Source organism: Streptacidiphilus jeojiense (assembly GCF_000719095.1).
GTDB lineage: Bacteria > Actinomycetota > Actinomycetes > Streptomycetales > Streptomycetaceae > Streptacidiphilus > Streptacidiphilus jeojiensis.
This window is the reverse complement of sequence record NZ_JOEH01000004.1, coordinates 142,657-158,838: the sequence shown is the minus strand read 5'-3', so window position 1 is coordinate 158,838 and position 16,182 is coordinate 142,657. Positions and strand designations below refer to the sequence as shown.

At 70.3% G+C, this 16,182-nt stretch carries 15 protein-coding genes; 7 read left to right on the top strand and 8 right to left on the bottom strand.

Going from position 1 to position 16,182, the window contains the following annotated elements:
* Positions 1-15: 15 nt before the first annotated feature.
* The 4 genes from IF29_RS43230 to IF29_RS0105650 all read right to left on the bottom strand — a co-directional run bounded on the left by IF29_RS43230 (position 16) and on the right by IF29_RS0105650 (position 4,363).
* Positions 16-834 (bottom strand): G1 family glutamic endopeptidase, encoded by an 819-nt coding sequence (locus IF29_RS43230; protein WP_051724936.1) that lies wholly within the window; start codon positions 832-834, stop codon positions 16-18.
* 90 nt (positions 835-924) lie between these two features.
* Complete coding sequence (locus IF29_RS0105660) at positions 925-1,368, bottom strand: helix-turn-helix transcriptional regulator (RefSeq protein WP_030250432.1); 444 nt, start codon at positions 1,366-1,368, stop codon at positions 925-927.
* A 39-nt stretch (positions 1,369-1,407) separates the two neighbouring features.
* Positions 1,408-3,834: an ATP-binding cassette domain-containing protein gene (locus tag IF29_RS0105655; protein WP_030250430.1), complete on the bottom strand. Its 2,427-nt coding sequence runs from the start codon at positions 3,832-3,834 to the stop codon at positions 1,408-1,410.
* A 103-nt stretch (positions 3,835-3,937) separates the two neighbouring features.
* Entirely contained in the window at positions 3,938-4,363 is a 426-nt protein-coding gene (locus tag IF29_RS0105650; RefSeq protein ID WP_030250427.1) for a nitroreductase family deazaflavin-dependent oxidoreductase, read from the bottom strand.
* Between the two features lie 248 nt (positions 4,364-4,611).
* Between IF29_RS0105650 and IF29_RS0105645 the strand changes: the two genes are divergently transcribed.
* The 5 genes from IF29_RS0105645 to IF29_RS41605 all read left to right on the top strand — a co-directional run bounded on the left by IF29_RS0105645 (position 4,612) and on the right by IF29_RS41605 (position 8,512).
* A complete protein-coding gene (locus IF29_RS0105645) occupies positions 4,612-5,319 on the top strand; it encodes a TetR/AcrR family transcriptional regulator (protein ID WP_030250425.1) in 708 nt (235 codons plus the stop codon).
* 92 nt (positions 5,320-5,411) lie between these two features.
* A complete protein-coding gene (locus tag IF29_RS0105640; protein WP_030250423.1) occupies positions 5,412-6,128 on the top strand; it encodes a WXG100-like domain-containing protein in 717 nt (238 codons plus the stop codon).
* A complete protein-coding gene (locus tag IF29_RS0105635; protein ID WP_030250422.1) occupies positions 6,128-7,132 on the top strand; it encodes a hypothetical protein in 1,005 nt (334 codons plus the stop codon). Before IF29_RS0105640 ends, IF29_RS0105635 begins: the two co-directional genes overlap by 1 nt.
* A complete protein-coding gene (locus tag IF29_RS0105630; RefSeq protein WP_157623621.1) occupies positions 7,125-7,559 on the top strand; it encodes a hypothetical protein in 435 nt (144 codons plus the stop codon). Before IF29_RS0105635 ends, IF29_RS0105630 begins: the two co-directional genes overlap by 8 nt.
* The gene (locus tag IF29_RS41605) at positions 7,556-8,512 is read left to right on the top strand and encodes a hypothetical protein (protein ID WP_037594414.1); all 957 of its coding nucleotides are present in this window, start codon (positions 7,556-7,558) and stop codon (positions 8,510-8,512) included. The genes IF29_RS0105630 and IF29_RS41605 overlap by 4 nt, the downstream gene beginning before the upstream one ends.
* An 85-nt stretch (positions 8,513-8,597) precedes the next feature.
* Here the strand turns inward: IF29_RS41605 and IF29_RS0105620 are convergent, their stop codons facing one another.
* Positions 8,598-8,966, bottom strand: a complete 369-nt coding sequence (locus tag IF29_RS0105620; protein ID WP_030250418.1) for a YciI family protein — start codon at positions 8,964-8,966, stop codon at positions 8,598-8,600.
* 256 nt (positions 8,967-9,222) lie between these two features.
* Here IF29_RS0105620 and IF29_RS0105615 point away from each other — a divergent pair, with 256 nt between their 5' ends.
* Both IF29_RS0105615 and IF29_RS0105610 read left to right on the top strand, forming a co-directional pair.
* Positions 9,223-12,357 carry an ATP-binding protein gene (locus tag IF29_RS0105615; protein WP_030250414.1) on the top strand — a complete coding sequence of 1,045 codons (3,135 nt, stop codon included), beginning with the start codon at positions 9,223-9,225 and terminating at the stop codon, positions 12,355-12,357.
* A 91-nt stretch (positions 12,358-12,448) separates the two neighbouring features.
* Complete coding sequence (locus IF29_RS0105610) at positions 12,449-13,867, top strand: FAD-binding oxidoreductase (RefSeq protein WP_030250403.1); 1,419 nt, start codon at positions 12,449-12,451, stop codon at positions 13,865-13,867.
* Positions 13,868-13,969: 102 nt separating this feature from the next.
* Here IF29_RS0105610 and IF29_RS0105605 read toward each other — a convergent pair whose 3' ends face one another.
* The 3 genes from IF29_RS0105605 to IF29_RS0105595 form a co-directional block, all read right to left on the bottom strand.
* Positions 13,970-14,587: a hypothetical protein gene (locus IF29_RS0105605; RefSeq protein ID WP_030250402.1), complete on the bottom strand. Its 618-nt coding sequence runs from the start codon at positions 14,585-14,587 to the stop codon at positions 13,970-13,972.
* On the bottom strand, positions 14,584-14,835 hold the full coding sequence (locus IF29_RS0105600) for a hypothetical protein (RefSeq protein WP_030250399.1): 252 nt from the start codon (positions 14,833-14,835) through the stop codon (positions 14,584-14,586). The genes IF29_RS0105605 and IF29_RS0105600 overlap by 4 nt, the downstream gene beginning before the upstream one ends.
* Before the next feature lie 116 nt (positions 14,836-14,951).
* Positions 14,952-16,169, bottom strand: coding sequence for a hypothetical protein (locus IF29_RS0105595; RefSeq protein WP_030250397.1), 1,218 nt, complete (start codon positions 16,167-16,169; stop codon positions 14,952-14,954).
* Between the last annotated feature and the right edge of the window lie 13 nt (positions 16,170-16,182).

Below are 16,182 nucleotides of genomic sequence, written 5' to 3'. Positions count from 1 at the left end.
GGACGCGCCTCCCGGTCAGCCGGTGCTCAACCAGGTGGCGGTGAACAGGCGGCCGCCGGTCAGGCCCGAGATCGAGTCCTCCTGGACACCCTTCATGTCCTGGAGGTTCCCGGTCCACAGGTCGAAGTTGCCGAGGTTCTGGCCGTTGGCGGTGGCACCGCCGAAGGTCACCGAGCCGAAGTCGGTGACATTGCCCGACGAACCTGCGGCACCGGTGTCGGAGTTGGCCTCGACGATGACATTGGCGGAGGTGGGGGTGCCGCCGGTGGAGACCTGGGTCTCGGTCTCGGTCTTCGTCCAGCCCTGGGTGACATTGGCCAGCTTCAGGGTGAACACGTTGTTCCCCTGGTAGGTGACCGAAGCGTGGATGTGGTCGCCCGGCGCGGTCTTCACGGTCATCGGCACACCGGCCGCCGGGTACATCTCCCACCAGGCGTAGTAGTCGGGCGTGGTGCCGTTGCAGTTGGCGGCCGTGCCGGTCTGCGCGATGGTGCCCGCGCCGCTGAGCCCGACCCAGAAGCCGGTCTGCTGGTCGCCCCCGGTGCAGACGGCGGTCGGCTGGATCCAGTTGGCGGTGACCGAGGTGAAGCTCCCGTTGATCGCCGAGTAGCCGGAGCCGAAGTTGTACCCGGTGCCCTTGGTGATGGTGGCGGCGTCGGCGCCGTGCACCAGCGCCCCGGCGGCCACCAGTGCGGTGACGGTGCCGATGCCGACGGCCGCGAGACGGCGCGGACGGCGGAGCAGCCGGTGCCGGGGACCGGTACCCGGGGTCGGGCCGGGGCCGGGGACCGGGTCAGGGAGCGGGTCGAGGATGGAGTCGGGGACGGGACTCATGGGTCGGATCTCCAGTGCGCGGGAAGGGACGGGGGTCATCCCTCAGTGGTCCCGGCGCCGGAAAAGGTTGCCCGGTCCCAGCAGCCACCGCTAACCGGCCTCGCCGGTAGGTGCTTCCTTGTGCCGCACCGGCCTGGACACCTGCTTCTCCACGCAGGACGGTATTCCGGAGACTCCGTCAACTGCCTGGCGCTGGTAGCTGCTGGGGGGCATGCCGACCAGTTCGGTGAAGCGGGTGCTGAAGGTGCCCAGCGACGAGCAGCCCACCGCGAAGCAGACGTCGGTGACGCTGAGGTCGCCGCGGCGCAGCAGCGCCATCGCCCGCTCGATCCGACGCGTCATCAGATAGCTGTACGGCGACTCCCCGTAGGCCGACCGGAACTGACGGCTGAGATGCCCCGCCGACATGTGCTCGCCGCGGGCCAGCGCCTCGACGTCCAGCGGCTGCGCGTACTCCCGGTCGATCCGGTCACGGATCCGGCGCAGCCGCACCAGGTCGCGCAGGCGCTGTGTCTCGTCGGGTTTGCCGGTCACTCTCGGAATCGTGCCATAGGCAGGTCGCATCGGGGCGGCTCAACCGCCGACGTACTCCGCCAGGTGTTCACCGGTGAGGGTGGTGCGGTCGGCGACCAGGTCGGCGGGGGTGCCCTCGAAGACGATCCGGCCGCCGTCGTGACCGGCCCCGGGACCGAGGTCGATGATCCAGTCGGCGTGCGCCATGACGGCCTGGTGGTGCTCGATGACGATCACCGACTTGCCCGAGTCGACCAGCCGGTCCAGCAGGCCGAGCAACTGCTCGACGTCGGCCAGATGCAGGCCGGTGGTCGGCTCGTCCAGGACGTAGACGCCGCCCTTCTCACCCAGGTGCGCGGCCAGCTTGAGCCGCTGCCGCTCGCCGCCGGACAGCGTGGTGAGCGGCTGGCCCAGGGTGAGGTAGCCGAGCCCGACGTCGGCGAGCCGCTGCAGGATCGCGTGCGCGGCCGGGGTACGGGCCTCGCCCGCACCGAAGAACTCCTCGGCCTCGGCCACCGGCATCGCCAGCACCTCGCTGATGTCGCGGCCGCCGAGGTGGTAGTCGAGCACCGATGCCTGGAACCGCTTGCCCTCGCACTCCTCGCAGGTGGTGGCGACCCCGGCCATCATCGCCAGGTCGGTGTAGACCACGCCGGCGCCGTTGCAGTTGGGGCAGGCGCCCTCGGAGTTGGCACTGAACAGCGCCGGCTTGACGCCGTTGGCCTTCGCGAAGGCCTTGCGGATCGGGTCGAGCAGCCCCGAGTACGTCGCCGGATTGCTCCGCCGGGAGCCGCGGATCGCGCCCTGGTCGATGGACACCACACCCTCGCCGGGCGCCGCCTTCACCAACGATCCCTGCACCAGCGAGCTCTTGCCGGAGCCGGCGACACCGGTGACCACGACCAGCACCCCGAGCGGGATGTCGACGTCCACGTCCCGCAGATTGTGCGCCGACGCCCCGCGCAGCTCCAGTGCGCCGGTGGGCGTCCGCACCTTCTCCTTCAGCGCGGCCCGGTCGTCGAAGTGACGGCCGGTCACGGTGCCGCTGGTCCGCAGCCCCTCGACGCCGCCCTCGAAGCAGATGGTGCCGCCGCCGGTGCCCGCGCCGGGGCCGAGGTCCACGACATGGTCGGCGATCGCGATGGTCTGCGGCTTGTGCTCCACGACCAGCACCGTGTTGCCCTTGTCCCGCAGCCGCAGCAGCAGGTCGTTCATCCGGCTGATGTCGTGCGGGTGCAGGCCGATGGTCGGCTCGTCGAAGACGTAGGTGACATCGGTGAGCGAGGAGCCGAGGTGGCGGATCATCTTGACGCGCTGGGCCTCCCCGCCGGAGAGGGTGCCGGACGGCCGGTCCAGCGAGAGGTAGCCGAGCCCGATCTCCACGATCGAGTCGAGGATCTGCTGCAGCGCTGTGAGCAGCGGCGCCACTGTGGGCTCGTCGAGGCCGCGGACCCAGGCGGTCAGGTCGCTGATCTGCATCGCGGACGCCTCGGCGATATTGGTCCCGCCGATCCGCGAGGACCGGGCCGCCTCGTTGAGCCGGGTGCCCTCGCAGTCGGGGCACACCGAGAAAGTGACCGCCCGCTCCACGAACGCCCGGATGTGCGGCTGCAGCGAGTCGACGTCCTTGGACAGCATCGACTTGGTGATCTTCGGGATCAAGCCCTCGTAGGTCAGGTTGATGCCGTCGACCTTGATCTTGGTCGGCTCACGGTGCAGCAGGTCGTGCAGCTGGCGCTTGGTGAACCTGCGGATCGGCTTGTCCGGGTCGAAGAAGCCGCAGCCGGTGAAGATGCGGCCGAACCAGCCGTCCATGCTGTAGCCGGGGATGGTGAGGGCGCCCTCGTTCAGCGACTTGCTGTCGTCGTACAGCGCGGTCAGGTCGATGTCGGTGACCGAGCCCCGGCCCTCGCAGCGCGGACACATGCCGCCGACGATGGCGAATTCGCGGCGTTCCTTCACGGTCCGGCCGCCGCGGTCCATGGTGACCGCCCCCGCCCCGCTGATCGAGGCGACATTGAAGGAGAACGCCTTCGGCGAGCCGATGTGCGGGGTGCCCAGCCGGCTGAAGAGGATGCGCAGCATCGCGTTGGCGTCGGTGGCGGTTCCGACCGTGGAGCGCGGGTCGGCGCTCAGCCGCTGCTGGTCCACGATGATCGCGGTGGTCAGCCCGTCCAGGACGTCGACCTCGGGCCGCGCCAGTGTCGGCATGAACCCCTGCACGAAGGCGCTGTAGGTCTCGTTGATCAGACGCTGCGACTCGGCGGCGATGGTGCTGAAGACCAGCGAGCTCTTGCCGGAGCCGGAGACACCGGTGAACACCGTCAGCCGACGCTTCGGGATCTCGATGCTCACGTCCCTGAGGTTGTTCACGCGCGCACCGAGCACGCGGATCAGGTCGTGGCTGTCAGCGGCGTGCGACACCGGGGACGTCGGGGACTCCGGCGACTTCGGCGACACCGGGGCCGTCCTCGTGGCCTTGCTCATCGTGACTCCATCAGGTCGGGCGGGCCGTGCTCATGTCCGTGACGGTCACCCTAGGTCGGTCCCGGTGGCGGCGCTTCTCGATTCGTGACCGGTGCGGTCCGGCTCAGGCGGCGGTGATCCGAAAGACCGGGAATCCCGGGGCGATGCGCTCCAGCTCCGACTCCGGGGAGTCGGCGGTGATGCCGTCGAAGAAGTAGCCGACCTCCCAGGCCCAGCGCTTGAGGTAGTGCCGCAGCACGACCGGCTTGTCGGCGTCGGCCAGCTCGACCGCGGCGAAGGCCTCGGCCTTCCGGCCGAGCCGCAGCTCACCGCCGCCGGCGGCGCGCATGTTGCGCACCCACTGGGTGTGGCCGCGCGGGGCGACCAGGTAGCGTTCCCCGTCGAGGGTCAGCAGGTTGACCGGGGTGGTGCGCCACTCGCCGCTCTTGCGGCCGCGGACGGCCAGCACGCGGGAGTCGAGGACGCTGATGCCCCGGTTGGTCAGCCAGATCATCACCTTGCGGGTGATCCGGTCCATGGTGACCATCATCCGGCCCTGCGGGGTGACCAGGCGGGACGTCGCGGCGTCAGTGGCGGCGGTGTCGTTGGCAGTGGCAGTGCTCATGATGTGCTCCTCATGGACAGTGGTGCGGACGGGGCTCTCTTTCGAGAGCAGTGCTCTCGTTTGCCTGGTACGACTATTGCGCGGTCGGCGCACACTGTCAAGAGCACTGCTCTCGAATATGTTCAACGCACGCGCACGGGTGCGGCGCTCTCGACTGTGGCAGACTCTCCGGCATGGCAGCAGCAATCCGAACCGCGCGTGAGCGGGCCCGTGAGGAGCTCACCCGTGAGATCAAGAAGGAGGCCCGCCGGCAGCTCGCCGAGGAGGGCGCCCAGCGCCTCTCTCTGCGCGCCGTCGCCCGCGAGCTCGGCATGGCGTCCTCCGCCCTCTACCGCTACTTCCCCAGCCGGGACGACCTACTCACCGCGCTGATCATCGACGCCTACAACGCCCTGGGCGAGCGCGCCGAACACGCCGTCTCCACCGCCCCGCCCGGGGACCCCCGGGCCATGTGGCGGGCCCTGTCCGGCGCCGTCCGCAGCTGGGCGCAGCAGCACCCGCACGAGTACGCACTCCTCTACGGCACCCCGGTGCCCGGCTACGCCGCCCCGCCCGAGACGGTCGCCCCCGCCGCACGCGTCGCGCTGGCGCTGATCGAGGTGCTGCGCGCCGGCGCCGACCGGGTCGAGCTGGCCACCCCGGTCCGCCCGCTGCGCGGGATCCTCGCCGAACAGGTCTCCGCCCTGGCCGCCCAGGTCGCCCCGGAGGTCAACGCCGGCGTCCTCAGCCGCGGACTGGTCGCCTGGACCCAGCTCTTCGGCATGATCAGTTTCGAGCTCTTCGGTCACCTGGTCGGATCGGTCACCCCCGCCGACGGTTTCTTCGCCCACACCGTCGAGGAGATGGCCGACTTCCTCGGCCTCCCCGAGAGCACTCCCTGAACCCGCTGTCACCTTCCGTCACCGGTTCCGGGTAGGGTCCGTGTCCGAGCACGAATCATCGGAAAGCATCCCAGCACACACGGGGGCGGAACTTGGCTGCCGACGATCTACCGGGCCCGGTGGTGACCTTCCTCAATGTCATCGGCGTCCCCTGGCCCTACCTCAACGAGGACGAGGTGCGCCGTTTCGCCGGCATGGTCCGGCAGTTCGGCCAGGCCGTGGAGACCACGCACCAGGACGCCACCGCGGCCATGGCCAACTTCGCGCAGGCCTACCAGGGGGCGGCCACCCGGCAGATGCAGTCCGGCTGGACCAAGATGTCCGCCCAGCACACCCAGGAACTGGTGGAGGGCTGCCGCCTCCTCGCCGAGGCACTGGACCTGGCAGCGGACTACATCGTCGCCCAGAAGGTCGAAGCGGTGGCCGAGCTCGTCGCCATGGCGGCGACGTTCGTCGCCGACCAGGCGGCGGCGGTGGCCACGTTCGGGCTGGCGGAGGCCGCCGTCCCGGTGATCATCGGGACCGGGAAGAAGCTGCTGGAGACGCTGAAGCAGCAGATCATCCAGCACATCATGGGCGAGGTCATCGAGGCCGCCGCCAAACCGCTCTTCGCCAAGGTCGAGGCGGCCATGTCGGGGCTGGACTGGTCGCAGAGCGGCGCCGCCGGCGGCGGGAGCGACCTCGGCGAGGGCTTCTCCATCGACCACGGCACCGCCGGAGCGCACCTGCAGGTACTGAGCGGGCACGCGGACACCCTCCGCGGCCACGCCCAGGTGCTGCGCAGCGGCATGGCCGGGCTGGCCTTCTGATGAGCGCCGGCGGAGAGGAGAAGGCGGTCTTCCACGCACTGAAGGCGGATGCGGAGAAGAGCCTGCCGAAGATCGCGGAGAAGCACGCCGGGCTGGTCGACTCGACGGTGGAGAAGGGCACCAGGAACCTCGCCGAACACGCGGCCAACGAGCAGGAGCTCTCCGACGCCTTCCGCTCGAAGATGCCCAAGGACGACCCACTGACCGAGCCCAAGCCGTCCGAACCGGGCAGCGGCGGCTCACGGATCTCCCAGGCCCTGGACTCCGGCGCCGCCCCCGACCTCGAAGCCGGGGCACCCCAGCTGGGCCGCGACGCCCTGCACGACTCCCCCGACTTCAACACCCAGATCGACCAGGAGCTCAACGCCCGCGGCCTGGACCGCACCGAACACGACCGCCTCCGCACCAGCCCCACCAACGACCTGACGGACGAACAGATCCAACAGGTCGTCGACGTCCGCAACAGCATCAAGATCGCAGACGGCCAGATCGTCACCAAGGTCCTAAGCCCGGACATCGCCAAGTCGTACTTGGAGAACGCGAAACATCTGCCCAACGGGGACAAGTTCGACCCGACCTTGTTCGGGGGCTCCATCGCCCGCGGCACCGACACCGCCGGCCTCACCACCCCCGCCGAGCTGCGTGACGCACTTTCCCTCGACGACAAGGGCGCCGGTTGGACGCCCATCCCCGAGGGGGCCGGGGAGGCATACCAGTTGCGACTGCAGGCACCGAAGAACCTGCAGGCCTCAACCACCTTCGGCGCCGTGGACGATCCCGTGGCCGCCCAGCACGTCGCGGATCTTGCAGGGGCAAGCACTGCCGGAAGGCCTTGGCACGACCCCTTCACCGGGACCGGATACACCGGCGGAGGAATCCCCGAGTGGGACGCCGTCCGCAGCGATATCCCGAGGGGCGCCGAAATCTGGAGAATGACCCCGGACGGCGGGGAGTCCCTCGCAGCCCGCTACAACGGAGAGATCTGGACGAAGGCAAATGGCTAAGGCACGCAAGTACGGACCGGGGCGGTTCGCCGAATTCCAGGGGCATCTCTACCGAGCCTTGGTGGACGACCGAGCACCGATGATCACGCTCCGTGTGGACAGCGACGACCCCGTGCCGGAAGGACTGGCGCCCGATCCGCAAGGACCCGCCGGCTCGTATCTGGTGGACCCGCACGACGTCACGGCGTGGTACGCCGCCAGCTGGACCTTCCGTTGGAAGGGCGAGCTGTTCTCCAGTGGCGGCCTCGTTGACGGCCGGATCAACGGCTACTACCAGGGCGCCAAGGGGGCAGCCTTCGCCGACAAGTACCTCACCCGGACCGGCGCCATCGAATACGAGGGCGACTTTCCCCTGGAAGAGGTCACCGACCTCACCGAAGATCGATACGACCTGCTCGCGGCCTGGAAGGCAAAGCAATCCCAATGACCACCCCCACCGCCGGCCTGTCCCCCCGCACCGTCATCCAGCTCCCGATCACCCGTCAGCTCGCCGGCCAGTACCTGGGCAACACCGTCGTCCCCGGTGCGTTCGAGCCATCGCTGATGTGGGGCCTCTGCTCGCGCCTGGTGGACGTCGTGGCCGCCGAGTCCGGGGCTCAGGCGCGGGCCTTCCACGGCCTGGCCGAGGACGAAGCCAACTTCCCCACCGGCGACGGCCTGTTCGTGCTCCGCTTCCAGACGCACTGGCCGGCGCTGTTCCAGGCGTCCTTCGGTGGCCAGACCACCGCCGGTGCAGCCCGGCTCGACTCCACGCTCGTGCTCCCCGAGCCCTTCCTCGGCACCGGCTACACCAAGTACGCACCGGCGGCCGTCCCGGAGTACTGGCTGGAGCTGACCGACGTACCGGTCGGCGCCGAGATCTGGCACTTCGCCGAGGACGGCGGCGAAGGCTCCGAGAAGGCACTGGCCCGCTACCCGGGCCGCTACACCGGCTGGCAGTCCTTCCCCGCTGCCAAGGAGACGGGGCTGACCTCCGGCCCCGTCGCCGCCCCTCCGGCAGGCAGCACCGCGCGCGGCCTGGTCGTCACCTTCCAGGGGTCGGCCTACCTCGCGGACTTCGGCCCCAACCCGGGCGAGGCGACCGTCTACCGGGCCGCCGACGACGGCACGATGATGTCCCGCGCACTGGAGTTCGGGCAGTGCGACTCGGTGTCCTACCGACGGATGCTGGCCTCCTGGCGCGACAGCGACTTCGAGGTCCTGGCCGGCGCCGACGGGGTCGCCACCCTCGCACTGACCAGCGGGAACGCCGAAGAGGCCGCCCGACTCGGCCTGGCCTCCGCAGGCCGTCACGCCTGGCGCGCGCAGGTCCCGATCGACGACCTCACCGAAGTGAGGCAGGAGACCCGCGAGATCACCCCTGCGGCCCCGCAGGCCTGACCGCGAAGGGGGCCGGGAACCTGCTGACACAGCTTCCCGGCCCTCCCCGCGCCCTCCCCGGTCCCGTCCGCTCAAGGGCGACCGGTCAGAGCCCGGCCCCGGCCGAGAAGACCACCGGGCGGACCTCGATCGACAGGCCCTTGATCCGGGCGTCCGGGATGAGCTCGGCGATCTCGACCGCGCGTTCCTTGCTCGCGCAGTCGACCAGGTAGAAGCCGCCCATGAACTCCTTGGCCTCGATGAACGGCCCGTCGGTGACCGCAGGCGCACCGCCGGTTCCGGCGACCACGGTCGACTCCGCCGGAGCGCCGAGCGCCTGGGTGAGGATGAACTCCCCGGAGTCCTGAATGGTCTTCATGAACCCGCCGTGGCCCTCCATGACAAACTTCTGCTCCTCCTCCGAGAGGCCGTCCAGGATCTCCTTGTTGACCTGCATGATCAGGAGGTACTTCATGTCCTTGCTCCTAGCGTCGGGTTCCGCCCCCTGCGGGGCTGCTCGACAAGGAGTCGGAGCCACCCCGCGCCCCTCGACATCCCCGGGCGAACAAATCCACACACCTCTGCCCTACTGCACCAGCCGATTGCTCCCCTCCCGTCGCGGGCGGCGGTCCTGCGCCGGGTCGAAGCATGGGCCCGCCCGCCGCCCGCCGCTACCTTGGTAGACGGACGGGCCGGTGCGTCCAGTCCGAGAGGTCAGGAGGCGCGGCCTGATGCTGCACGTCAGTCTCTTGGGGCAGCAGGCGATCACCGATGTCCCGGCCGGCACCGTGCTCACGCGTTCGTCCCGCGCGCTCGCCCTCGTCGCCTTTCTGGTGGCCCATGCGGGATCGCCCCAGCCCCGGCAGCGCATCGCCGGACTGTTCTGGCCCGAGTCGACGGACGCACAGGCGCTGACCAACCTGCGACGCGAGCTCCACCACCTGCGTCACGTCCTCGGCGACGAGCCCGCGCTCGTCGTGACGCCAAGGAGTCTGAGCTGGTGTCAGACCGGGACGTGCCGTGTCGACGTACTCGTCTTCGACAGCGAGCGCAGCGCCGCCCTGGCGGCAGCAGCGGCGAAGGACAGCGAGGGGATCCTCGCGCACGCCTCCGCGGCCATTGCCGAGTACCGGGGTGAACTCCTGCCCGGCGTGTACGACGACTGGCTCCTCGACGTCAGGTCGGAGCTCGAGCGCCAGTGCGTGGGCCTGTGCGATCTGATCTGTGAGACACGAGCACGACGGGGCGACCTGACCGGAGCTGTGGAGGCCGCCCGCCACCGCATCCGGCTGCAGCCGCTGGAGGAGGTCGGCTACCGCACCCTGATGCAGTTGCAGGCCGACCTGGGGGACCGTGCCGGCGCCGTGAGCACGTACCACCACTGCGCATCGGTCCTCGACCGTGAGCTCGGCCTCGCCCCGGACCCGGCGACGAGGCAGGCGCTCCAGCGCCTGACGGTCGGCGCGGGTCCGGCGGACGCGAGGCCGCCGACGGTCGAGGCCGCCGTCGGTCGCTCCGGGTACGCCGCAGCACAACTCGTCGGACGGGCCCGGGAACTGGGCCTGCTTCAGGACCTGTGGCGAACCGCCGCGGCCGGCCGCCCCGGTCTCGCCCTGGTCCGCGGCAATGCCGGCGTCGGGAAGACCCGCCTGGTGGCCGAGGTCGCCGAAGCAGCGCGCCTGCAGGGCGCGGTGGTGGCCGGCACCCAGTGCTTCGGTACGTCGCGCCAGCTGGCACTGGCGCCCGTGGCGGACTGGGTACGACATCCGGCGGTCAAGTCGGCCTCGGAGTCGCTCGACCCGGCCTGGCGCGCCGAGGTCGGCAGACTCGTGCCGTCCGGAGACCCAGCGGAACGCGAACGCGAAGGCGAACGTGAGACCGGTGCGCGCGCGATGGTGGACGTCTGGCGGCGCCACCGCTTCTTCGAAGGTCTGGCACGGGCGTTGATCGCTGTCGGCCGCCCGATGCTGCTGATCCTGGACAATGTGCAGTGGTGCGACCAGGAGACGCTGACGTTCCTCACGTTCTGCCTGGGACTGGCCCCCGACGCCCCGATCCTCGTTGCCGGGACGCTGCGCAACGACAACCTCGACGAGGATCCGGAACTCGTGGACTGGACCGTCAGGATGCGGGCCACCGGACTGCTCACCGAGCTCTCACTCAGCCCGTTGGAGCCGGCTGACACAGCACGTCTCGCCGAGGCGATCTCCGGGCGTCGGCTCGACGAGGCCGACACCGGCCTGCTCCAGGCGACGACGGGTGGATTCCCGTTGCACGTCATCGAGGCAGTACGGAGCAGCATCGATCTCGGTCGTGGCGTCCTGGCCGTCGGCGATCTGACCGGAGTACTGCGCCACCGTCTCGAGCAGGCCAGTGCGACGGCACAGGAGGTGGCCGGCCTCGCCGCGGCGGTGGGGACGAACTTCACCCTCGACCTGCTCACCGAGGCGAGCGACCTCGAAGCCGATGCCGTGGTGGGAGCGGTCGACGAACTGTGGCGGCGCAGGATCGTGAGCGAGTTCCGAGAAGGCTACGACTTCGCCCATGATCTGCTCCGCGAAGCGGCATACGCACAGATCAGCCCACCGAGGCGCTGGCTGCTGCACCGGCGCATCGCCCAGGGCCTCGAACTGCTCCACTCCGCCGACACGGACCTGGTCTCGGCTCAGCTCGCGGAGCAGTACGCCCGCGGCGGCCGGACCGAGCAGGCGGTGGCCTACTACCGGCGGGCAGCCGACGTCGCAGCGGGCAGGTTCGCCCACACCGAGGCGATCCGGCTGCACCGGGAGGCGCTGTCCCTCGTGAACGGCCTGCCCGCGGGAGGAAGCAGGGACGCGCAGGAGCTCGCCGTCCTCGAAGCCATGGCGGCACCGCTCAACGCCAGGCACGGCTACTCGTCCCCGGAGCTGCAGCAGGCGCTGGAGCGCTCGATCACCCTCGCGGAATCCCTCGGCCGCAAGGACTCGTTGCTCACCGGCCTGGCCGGTCTCTGGGCATCACGGTTCGTGCAGGGGCGCACCGCCGACGGATACCGGACGGCCGCCCGCGCGCTGAGCCTCGTCGGCGCCGACTCCGAGCTGAGCGGCCCGGCCCACTTCGGTGTCGGCGGCTCGGCGGTGAGCCTCGGGAGACCCACGGAAGGGCTCCGCCACCTGGAACTGGCCGCCGAACTGACCAGCGGAGCCGTCTCATTGAGCGTCGGCACCCGTCCCGACGTGCACAGCAGGGCCTTCGCCGCGCATGCCCACTGGTTGCTGGGCCACGACGAGCAGGCCCGGTCGAGCTGTCGCGACGCCATCGGGCTGGCCCGGGAGATCGGGCATCCGTACAACCTGGCCGTGGCCCTGGCGTACGGCAGCGTCACCCACCAGATGCGCCACGACCTCCCCGCGCTGCGGGACGCCGTCGGCGAACTGCGCGAGCTGTGCGAGCGGTACGGCTTCGCCTACTACCGGGAGTGGGGACTCATTCTCGACGGCTGGTCCCGTACGGACGGGTCAGGGATCGGCCTGGCCCGACGCGGCGTCCGCAACCTCAGGGCGGAAGGGTCGTTCGCCCGCATGCCGTACTGGCTGTCGCTGCTGGCCGACCTGTCGACGCGGCACGACCGGCCGGACGCCGCCCGGGCGACGCTGGACGCCGCCCTCGTCGGCGGGCAGGCCCGGGACGACCTGTGGTGGCTGCCCGAGGTGGTGCGGATGCGCGCCGCCCACGACAGCGATCCGGCCGCCACCGTCTCCCGGCTGCGCCAAGCAGCCCGGATGGCTTCGGACCACGGCAGCACCGCGCTGTTGCGGCGCTGCGAGCGCGACCTCGCCGAGCACGGCGTTCGGCTCCCGACCACCGACGCTCCCCCGGCGTCCTGACCCGGCACGCCCACGAACGCTGGAGGAACGCCGTGGGGCCTAACGTCGCTGGCGCTCGGGTATCGAGCGACGCATCCAAGGGGGAAGCGACATGAGCACCACACCGGCCGGCATCGCCGCCACTGCGTACGAACAGTTGTCCGCCGTCCTGCGCGGCGACCTGATCACGCCGGGGGACCCCGGGTACGACGAGGCGCGTGCCGTCTACAACGCCATGATCGACAAGCGCCCGGCCGCCGTCGCCCGCTGCCGGGACACCGCCGACGTCATCGCCTGCGTGCGCTTCGGCCGCGAGCACGGTGTCGAGATCGCCGTCCGGGGCGGTGCGCACAACGCGGCCGGTCTCGGAGTCCAGGACGACGCCCTGGTCATCGATCTCTCGCTGCTGCGCAGCACCACTGTCAGCCCGCAGAGCCACACCGTCCGCGCCGACGCCGGATGCACCTGGGGCGACGTCGACCACGCCACCGTGGCCTTCGGCATGGCCACTCCCTCCGGCTTCCTCGCCTCCACCGGGGTGGCCGGCCTGACGCTCGGGGGCGGTATCGGCTACCTGAGCCGACGCTTCGGGCTCACGGTCGACAACCTGCTGTCCGCCGATGTGGTGCTCGCCGACGGCACGTTCGTGACGGCCGACGAGAGCTCCCACAGTGACCTGTTCTGGGCATTGCGGGGCGGCGGCGGCAATTTCGGCGTCGTCACCTCGTTCACGTTCCGCTGCCACGACATCGGCGAGGGCGGCACGATCATCGGCGGCCCGGTGCTGTACGACTTCGCCGACACGGCCGAGGTGATGCGCTGGTACCGGGAACTGCTGCCGTCACTGCCGGAGGAGCTGAGCGGTTGGATCGGACTGCTCACCATCCCTCCGGCCGCCCCGTTCCCGGAGGCGCTCTGGGGCCGCAAGGCGTGCGCCATCGTCTGGTGCTACACGGGACCGCACGACCAGGCCGACAAGGTACTCGAACCGGTCCGGACGTTCGGCGAGCCGTTGCTCGTCGGCGTCGGCGAGATGCCGTTCAACGTGCTGCAGAGCGCGTTCGACGGGCTCTACCCGGCCGGGCTGCAGTGGTACTGGCGGGCGGACTTCTTCGACGAGATCTCCGACGAGGCGATCCAGATCCACCAGAAGCACGGCGAGCAGTTGCCGACCGGCCACTCCACCATGCACCTCTACCCCATCGACGGCGCCGCCGCCCGGGTGCCCACCGACGCGACCGCCTTCGCCTACCGCGACGGCGGCTGGGCCGGAGTGATCGTGGGCGTCGACCCGGACCCGGCCAACGCGGGCCTCATCTCGCAGTGGGCGCAGGACTACTGGCAGGAACTGCACCCGACCTCGGCCGGCGGCGCCTACGTCAACTTCCTGATGGACGAGGGCCAGGACCGGGTCAAGGCGTCCTACCGCGGCAACTACGACCGCCTCGCCCAGGTCAAGCGCCGCTACGACCCCGACAACACCTTCCACGTCAACCAGAACATCCGGCCCGCCGACGGGACCGCCCCGTAGGCGGTGCCGCGTCCCTCCCAGGAGTCGGGCGCGACCTGACCTGACCTGACCGCCAGTCAGTTCAGGTCAGGTCGCACCGGCCGGCCATGGACTACGGAGCTGTCAGCGGCGGAAGAGGCCGGTGATGGAGGGGACCAGCTTGCCCACGTTGGCGTCGCCGTAGGCTGAGTCGAAGTGGACGACGGTAGCCAGCACCAGCAGCCGGTTGACTCGGGAGTCGAGCACCTTCACGTCGTACTGGGAGCGGAGGCCGGCGCGGCGGCCGACCTCGAAGCCCTTGCTCTCCCCGCTGCTGAACCGCAGCCGGTGCCTGCTCACCAGATCGGCCACGTTCTCGGTGAATCCCCAGGTGAGCGGCGTGTGCCGGGCCCGGCTGGCCAGGCCCACCGGCTTGGCGGAGAAGGCACCCAGATCCGTCTGCACAACCGTCCAGACGTCGTCCTGGAACATCGCACCCGGCATCTGGCTGACGGTGCCGATCCGGGTGCCCTCCGCATCCGCGGCGGAGGTGAGCCCGACGGCGCCGACCCGCTGGTCGAGTGCCGGACCGGCATCGACCAGATAGGCGCGGACCGACTCCGGCCCGCCCGGCCGCACCCCCCTGAGCAGCGGCGTCCCACCGCCCTTCGGCTGGACCAGCCAACTGCTCTGCTTCACCCGGAAGGTGAAGACGACCTCGAACTCGGTGGCCTGCTCCCACGGAGCCGTGCCGTCATTCACCGGACCACCCCGTTGCCGTTGCTGCCACGGTCCATGCCCTGGTGCTGCCCGGCCACCCGGTAGCGGCGCAGGTCCTCCGCGCCGGTCCGGCTGAGCTCCTCGATCAGATCGCGAACGTCGTCCACTTCGGCGCCGGCCTTGAGCCGATCGTAGATGCGGGCACTCAGGTCGCGCTGGCGGTCGGTCTGAGCGGCCAGCAGGTAGTCGCCGACACGGGCGGCCTTGGATGCGGACGGGTCGTCAGGCACAGGGTCCTCCTCAGGAGCGGGCAGCGGGTGGAGTCGGGGGCGGGGCGGGGCGGGGCGGGGTCGGGCGTAGTGCTCCGGGCGGTACTGACCACCCGTCACATGTCGGGTCCGGGAAGTCAGGCCGATGGCAGCATCGCCAGTCGGGCCGCGCCCAGCGTGGGGCTCCAGCCACCGCTCTGCTCGAAGGTGAACCCCTTCTTCTCCACGTCGTCGATCAGGCTGCCGACCGTGGGCAGCGGCGCGTTCAGCGCGGCGAGCACCGCGTTGACCTCCTTGGGTATCGCGTCGATCGCCTCGGTGATCGCGTGGTACACCTTCTCGATCTTGCTGATGATGCCCACGATCGTGCGGACGATCTTGTAGATCTTGTAGAGCTTCCAGATCGTGAACGCTCCAGCGGCCACATCCGCCACCGGGTCCTCGGGGCCGCCACCCGCCACCTCGATGGTGGCATCCACCGCTGCAGTCTCGGCTGCCTGTTTGGCCAGTTCGTCGAACTCGTGCATGGCCGAGTTGATCATCGCCAGCCCGGTGAAGACCAGGGCCACCACCGCGTCGTAGGCATCCTTGTAGACCTTGGCGGTCAGCTGGGCCACGTCGCCCAGGCCGCCGACGCCCATGCTCCAGGAGAACAGGTACGAGTCGAAGGCGGTTGCCGCTGCGCCGGTCCACTCGGTGCCCAACGCCCAGGAGCCCTTGCGCAGCGTTCCGGCCACCGTGTAGACGCCGTTGCCCAACTCGACGTAGGCGTCGTGCAGGTAGAGCAGTCGGGCGTAGTCGCCGACGAGCGGGTCCAGCAGCAGCGCGATCAGGCTCTGCCCAGTGCACCACTTGAACAGCTTTTCCGCCCCCGCCAGCTCGCCGCCCTTGAACTGGAGCTTGAGCGCCCGCAGTTGGTGCTTGATATTGGTGGCCTCGTCGGCCGCGGCGCTGGTCGGCTCCTTGGGGCTGACCCCCTCGTCCTGGAAATTGCCCACCAGATGCGCGCTCGGGATCGCGCCCAGATCGGGGAAGCCGCTGATCGCGGAGGGGTAGATCCGGCGCAGGTCGGCGGAGGCGGAGGCGTCCGCGGCCCGGTAGTCAGCGGCAGTACGGTCCGCCTTGCCCGCCACCAGCGTCATACCGCGTCCGCACTGCGCCAGTTTGCCCTCGAAGAACTGCGAGACCTGCCCGACCACCGGGCGCAGCGGGTAGAGCAGGCCGTCCAGCCCGCCCGTCTGCGCGCACTGTCCGGTGGCGTACCCGCCGAGGGTGGCCAGGTGGCCGCCCTGCTGCCTGAGCAAGGCCGAGTAGGTCTGGAAGTCGCCCAGCGGCGGCGTCTTGAAACCGGTCATCAGCGGTCAATCC

What these genes read in the sequence shown, in the direction of transcription:
- IF29_RS43230 (WP_051724936.1), bottom strand. Translation starts at nt 834, where the DNA reads ATGAGTCCCGTCCCCGACTCCATCCTCGACCCGCTCCCTGACCCGGTC.
- IF29_RS0105655 (WP_030250430.1), bottom strand. Translation starts at nt 3,834, where the DNA reads ATGAGCAAGGCCACGAGGACGGCCCCGGTGTCGCCGAAGTCGCCGGAG.
- IF29_RS0105650 (WP_030250427.1), bottom strand. Translation starts at nt 4,363, where the DNA reads ATGATGGTCACCATGGACCGGATCACCCGCAAGGTGATGATCTGGCTG.
- IF29_RS0105645 (WP_030250425.1), top strand. Translation starts at nt 4,612, where the DNA reads ATGGCAGCAGCAATCCGAACCGCGCGTGAGCGGGCCCGTGAGGAGCTC.
- IF29_RS0105635 (WP_030250422.1), top strand. Translation starts at nt 6,128, where the DNA reads ATGAGCGCCGGCGGAGAGGAGAAGGCGGTCTTCCACGCACTGAAGGCG.
- IF29_RS0105630 (WP_157623621.1), top strand. Translation starts at nt 7,125, where the DNA reads ATGGCTAAGGCACGCAAGTACGGACCGGGGCGGTTCGCCGAATTCCAG.
- IF29_RS41605 (WP_037594414.1), top strand. Translation starts at nt 7,556, where the DNA reads ATGACCACCCCCACCGCCGGCCTGTCCCCCCGCACCGTCATCCAGCTC.
- IF29_RS0105620 (WP_030250418.1), bottom strand. Translation starts at nt 8,966, where the DNA reads ATGAAGTACCTCCTGATCATGCAGGTCAACAAGGAGATCCTGGACGGC.
- IF29_RS0105615 (WP_030250414.1), top strand. Translation starts at nt 9,223, where the DNA reads ATGCTGCACGTCAGTCTCTTGGGGCAGCAGGCGATCACCGATGTCCCG.
- IF29_RS0105610 (WP_030250403.1), top strand. Translation starts at nt 12,449, where the DNA reads ATGAGCACCACACCGGCCGGCATCGCCGCCACTGCGTACGAACAGTTG.
- IF29_RS0105595 (WP_030250397.1), bottom strand. Translation starts at nt 16,169, where the DNA reads ATGACCGGTTTCAAGACGCCGCCGCTGGGCGACTTCCAGACCTACTCG.